This is a genomic window from Polaromonas sp. P1_G2 (assembly GCF_056405515.1).
Genome location: NZ_JBFUBY010000319.1, coordinates 1 through 4,357 on the forward strand (window position 1 = coordinate 1; position 4,357 = coordinate 4,357).

The following is a 4,357-nucleotide window of genomic DNA, read 5'->3' on the forward strand; positions in this document are numbered from 1 at the left end:
ACAACAGCGTTCCGGATTTGTGGGCATTGCTTACAGACTTGGCGCCCCGCCTTGACGGAAAATGCAGTTTCATTACAAGAACGCCGAACATGTCTTTTCTACACTGGTTTTCCAGCAAGCCGCAGCAAGCCAAATCTTCTTCCGCGGAGGAGCACAAGCGCGCCTCCGCCGGGCGTGACAAGTCACCTCCCTCCATCCCGGGCCGGCTCCCTGTCGAACCTGTCATGCCCGGTGACGGCACCAAGCTCAAGCGCCATGCCCGCCGCGAACAGTTGTATATCGCGATTCGCGAATCCATGACACGCTCCGGCGTGCTGTCCGCCAGCTATAAATTCAAGGTGCTCTCGCTGGACCAGCGCGGCAACGAGTTCCTGGTCATGATGGACCTTGCCAAAGCCTTCGGCCGCCCCACGGAGCAGCTCGGTGAGATTGAAACGCTGATCATCCAGAATGCCAGGGCGCGGTTCGAAATCACGGTGCCGGCGGTGTACTGGCGCATCGATGAAACAGCGGTGGTGGTCAAACCCAAGCCCCTTGCCCAGGACGCGCCGCCACAAAGCGCGGCAGTCCCCGCGGCCGCCGCGGCCGATACGGTGGTCAAGTCCGCCAGGCCGGGCGCTCCGCGCTACGAGCCCATCCAGGCCGACGAAGTGGCCGCGTTCAAGCAGGCCCTGCAGGCCGCGTCCGCCCAGGGGCCGGCCGCCGCCGCGCCCGAGAACAACGCCAAGGACGGGGTCAAGGTCAAAAGCGGACCGCGTTCCTATGCATTGCTGACCGGCTTCGAAGACACGGAGATGCCGGAATCGCCGGCTTCGCCGGCGCTCAGCAGCACGCAGTACGGCGACCTGATCTAGGCGCTCACTGCGCCGGCCGGACGCCGGCGGCGTTCAATGCCCGGCGAAATCCACCAGCGTGAACAAAGGCAGGCCCGCGGCCCGCAGCTTCGCCGACCCGCCCAGTTCGGGCAAATCCACAATGGCCGCGCCTTCGGTCACGGTGGCGCCCAGCTTCTCGAGCAGCTTTTTGCCGGCCATCATGGTGCCGCCGGTGGCGATCAGGTCGTCGATCAACAGGACCTTGTCACCGGCTTTCACGGCGTCGGTGTGCAGCTCCACGGTGGCACTGCCGTATTCCAGCTCGTAGGTTTCCTGCACCGTGGTGAAGGGCAGCTTGCCTTTCTTGCGGACAGGCACAAAACCGACATTCAGCTCATAGGCCACCACGGCACCCAGGATGAAGCCGCGAGCGTCCAGCCCGGCCACCACGTCGGGACGCAGCGCCGGGTCCATGTAGCGGTGCACAAAAGCGTCTATCAGGACGCGGAACACCTTGGGGTTTTGCAGCAGCGGCGTGATGTCGCGAAACTGCACCCCCGGCGCGGGCCAGTCCGGCACGGTGCGGATGTGGTCTCGCAGGTACTCGCTCGCGGACTGTTTTGGCATGGCAAACACTTTCAGGAAACGCCGGTATCCCGGCTGGCCGCGAATGCGCACAGCACCGGCAGCACCCCCAGCAACAAGGCCGCGGGCAACAGCAACAACAGCACGCCCGCGGCGGCGGCAAGCTGGCCGCCCAGCAGCTTCAACAGGGACATCAAAAGAAAAGCCACAAGGAGTGCGGCGGCGGCAAGGGCCAGCAGGCTGAAGACGGCCACGGCAATGCTTGCCCAGCGCTGCGGCGAAGTCTGCATGACCAGGTGCAGGCTGCTTTTCGCGGAGAGCCCGTCGATCAGCAATGCCGGCAGGAACACCCAGAGGCAGGGTACCCACGCGGCGGGCCACAAAAGGAAGGACAGAGGCCCCACAAGGTAAGACCCGGCCACCAGTACGAGGCCTGCGGCCGCGAGGGGCAGCGAGACCCCAAAAATCCTGCCTGCCGATGCGGCCCAGCCCAGCGCCAGTTCCGTGAACGGCACGCTGGGCCGCAGAGCTACGCGCCAGGCCAGCAGCAGGATGGTGCACAGGAACAATGAAAGCACGAGCAAAGACAGCACCAGGCTCAACACATCGCCGGAACCCAGCCAGGCGGTGGCCAGGCTTTCCAGCAGGGCCAGGCCGAGCCACAGCAGAGGGCGTGCAAACAACAGGCCGGTACCCTGTTTCAGCCAGCGGGACCCGGTCAGCCATGCGCGATTCCAGTCGATACCTGCCATGGCGGTCGGCCTAGCCTCTCAGCAGTTTTTCTTCGGCGATCGCCAGCGCGGCGGACCGCCCTGACAGCACCAGGGTGTCACCGCCCTCCAGCCGGGTTTCATCATCGGCCTGCAGCGTCTTGCCGTTGTTGCGCCGCAGGCTGACGACACGAACGCCCACCGCCTGCAGCGCCAGGGCGGCCAGGGGCTTGCCGGCGGAGCGGTTTCCCAGCGGCAAGGTCACGGTGGACAGCCGCTCCTGCTCCAGCTCATTGACCGTGTCGTCGTCGGCGCCGCGGAAGTAGCCGCGTAGCAGGTTGTAGCGCGCGTCGCGCTGGTCCTGCACCACGCGGATCACACGGCGCATGGGCACGCCCACCAGCGCGAGCGCGTGGCTGGCGAGCATCAGGCTGCCCTCGATGGCTTCAGGCACCACTTCGGTGGCGCCGGCCGCCTGCAGCTTTTCCAGGTCGTGGTCGTCCACCGTGCGCACGATCACCGGCACCGTGGGCGCATGGGCGCGCGTGTTGGCCAGTACCTTGAGGGCGCTGGCCGTGTCCAGGTAGGTGATGACCACCGCGCTGGCGCGCGCCAGGCCGGCGGCCATCAGGGCTTGCAGGCGCACGGCGTCGCCGAACACCACGGAGTCGCCGGCGGCGGCGGCCTGCCGCACGCGGTCGGGGTCCAGGTCCAGTGCCATGTACTGGATGCCTTCGCGTTCCAGCATGTGGCCCAGGTTCTGGCCGCAGCGGCCGTAGCCGCAGATGATCACGTGCTTGTTGGCGTTGATGGACTTGCGCGCGATGGTGGTCATCTGCAGCGACTGCTGCAGCCATTCGCTGGAGACCAGCTTCATCACGATGCGGTTGCTGTACATGATGATGAAAGGCGTGGCCAGCATGGACAGCACCATGCTGGCCAGGATGGGGTTCAGCAGGGCCGGCGGCACCAGGTGGTTCTGCTGGGCCAGCGTGAGCAGCACGAAGCCGAACTCGCCGGCCTGGGCCAGGTAGAGGCCGGTGCGCAGCGATACGCCGGCGGTGGCGCCCAGCGCGCGGGCCAGCGCGGTGACCAGCACCAGCTTGAAGACAACGGGCAGCGTCATCAGCAGCAGCACCAGCGGCCAGCGCTCCAGCACCAGGCGCCAGTCGAGCAGCATGCCGATGCTGATGAAGAACAGGCCCAGCAGGACGTCGTGGAAGGGCCGGATGTCGGTCTCGACCTGGTGCTTGTATTCGGTTTCGGAAATCAGCATGCCGGCGATGAAAGCGCCCAGCGCCAGGCTCAGGCCGGCGCGTTCTGTCAGCCAGGCCAGCGCCAGCGTGACCAGCAGCAGGTTGAGCACGAAGAGCTCTTCGCTTTTGCGCCGCGCCACGATGGTGAGCCACCAGCGCATGACGCGTTGCCCGCCCGTCAGGAGCAGCCCCACCAGGACGGCAGCCTTGAGCCCGGCGATGGCCAGCGCCATGAGAAGCGCGTCGGCGGGCGCGCCCAAGGCGGGAATCAGCACCAGCAGCGGCACCACGGCCAGATCCTGGAACAGCAGCACGCCCATGATGCGCTTGCCGTGTTCGGACTCCAGCTCGAGCCGCTCCGACAGCAGCTTGACGACGATGGCGGTGCTGCTCATGGCGATCGCGCCGGACAGCGCCAGCGCGGTCTGCCAGCCCATGGTCCAGAGGCTGGGCGCCATGCTGGCGAGGAACAAGGAGCCCACCGTGGCCAGCACGATGGTGAGCGCCACCTGCAGCAGTCCCAGGCCGAACACGTGGCGCCGCATGGAGCGCAGCTTGGGCAGGTTGAATTCGAGCCCTATCACGAACATCAGGAACACCACGCCGAACTCGCCGAGGTGCCGCACGCCGTCGGAATTCTGCGCCAGCGCCAGCGCGTTGGGGCCTATGACCACGCCGACGGCCAGGTAGCCCAGCATGGGCGGCAGCTTGAGCGAACGGCACGCGACCACGCCCAGCACGGCGGCCAGCAGGTACAGCAGGGTCAGTTCAAGCGCGCTCATGCGCCGATGGTAGCTGAGGAAGTCCGGGCGGCATGGGCCTTTGTGCGCCTCTATAGAATGCAGCCATGAACCCGGACCCCGTGAAAATTGACGCCGAGCAGGTGCTGGACCTGGCCCGCAAGACCTTTGAGATAGAAGCCGCTGCCGTGATGGGTCTGGCGCAGCGCCTGGGCGGCGAATTTGCCCAGGCGGTTGAATTGGTACTGGCC

4 protein-coding genes are annotated in these 4,357 nt (G+C 66.3%); 1 reads left to right on the top strand and 3 read right to left on the bottom strand.

The features are described 5' to 3' along the window. The first annotated feature begins 89 nt into the window (after window positions 1-89). Window positions 90-854 (top strand): hypothetical protein, encoded by a 765-nt coding sequence (locus AC1D0P_RS22505; protein WP_477678776.1) that lies wholly within the window; start codon window positions 90-92, stop codon window positions 852-854. Between the two features lie 33 nt (window positions 855-887). Here AC1D0P_RS22505 and AC1D0P_RS22510 read toward each other — a convergent pair whose 3' ends face one another. From AC1D0P_RS22510 to AC1D0P_RS22520, 3 genes are all read right to left on the bottom strand, one after another. Beyond that, on the bottom strand, window positions 888-1,442 hold the full coding sequence (locus AC1D0P_RS22510; protein ID WP_477678777.1) for an adenine phosphoribosyltransferase: 555 nt from the start codon (window positions 1,440-1,442) through the stop codon (window positions 888-890). Window positions 1,443-1,453: 11 nt separating this feature from the next. Next, window positions 1,454-2,083: a hypothetical protein gene (locus AC1D0P_RS22515; RefSeq protein WP_477678778.1), complete on the bottom strand. Its 630-nt coding sequence runs from the start codon at window positions 2,081-2,083 to the stop codon at window positions 1,454-1,456. 79 nt (window positions 2,084-2,162) lie between these two features. Next, window positions 2,163-4,148 carry a monovalent cation:proton antiporter family protein gene (locus AC1D0P_RS22520; RefSeq protein WP_477678779.1) on the bottom strand — a complete coding sequence of 662 codons (1,986 nt, stop codon included), beginning with the start codon at window positions 4,146-4,148 and terminating at the stop codon, window positions 2,163-2,165. Between the last annotated feature and the right edge of the window lie 209 nt (window positions 4,149-4,357).

Bases quoted from the DNA above. Each gene is read 5' to 3' on its own strand.
- AC1D0P_RS22520 (WP_477678779.1), bottom strand. From the start codon at position 4,148: ATGAGCGCGCTTGAACTGACCCTGCTGTACCTGCTGGCCGCCGTGCTG.
- AC1D0P_RS22510 (WP_477678777.1), bottom strand. From the start codon at position 1,442: ATGCCAAAACAGTCCGCGAGCGAGTACCTGCGAGACCACATCCGCACC.
- AC1D0P_RS22505 (WP_477678776.1), top strand. From the start codon at position 90: ATGTCTTTTCTACACTGGTTTTCCAGCAAGCCGCAGCAAGCCAAATCT.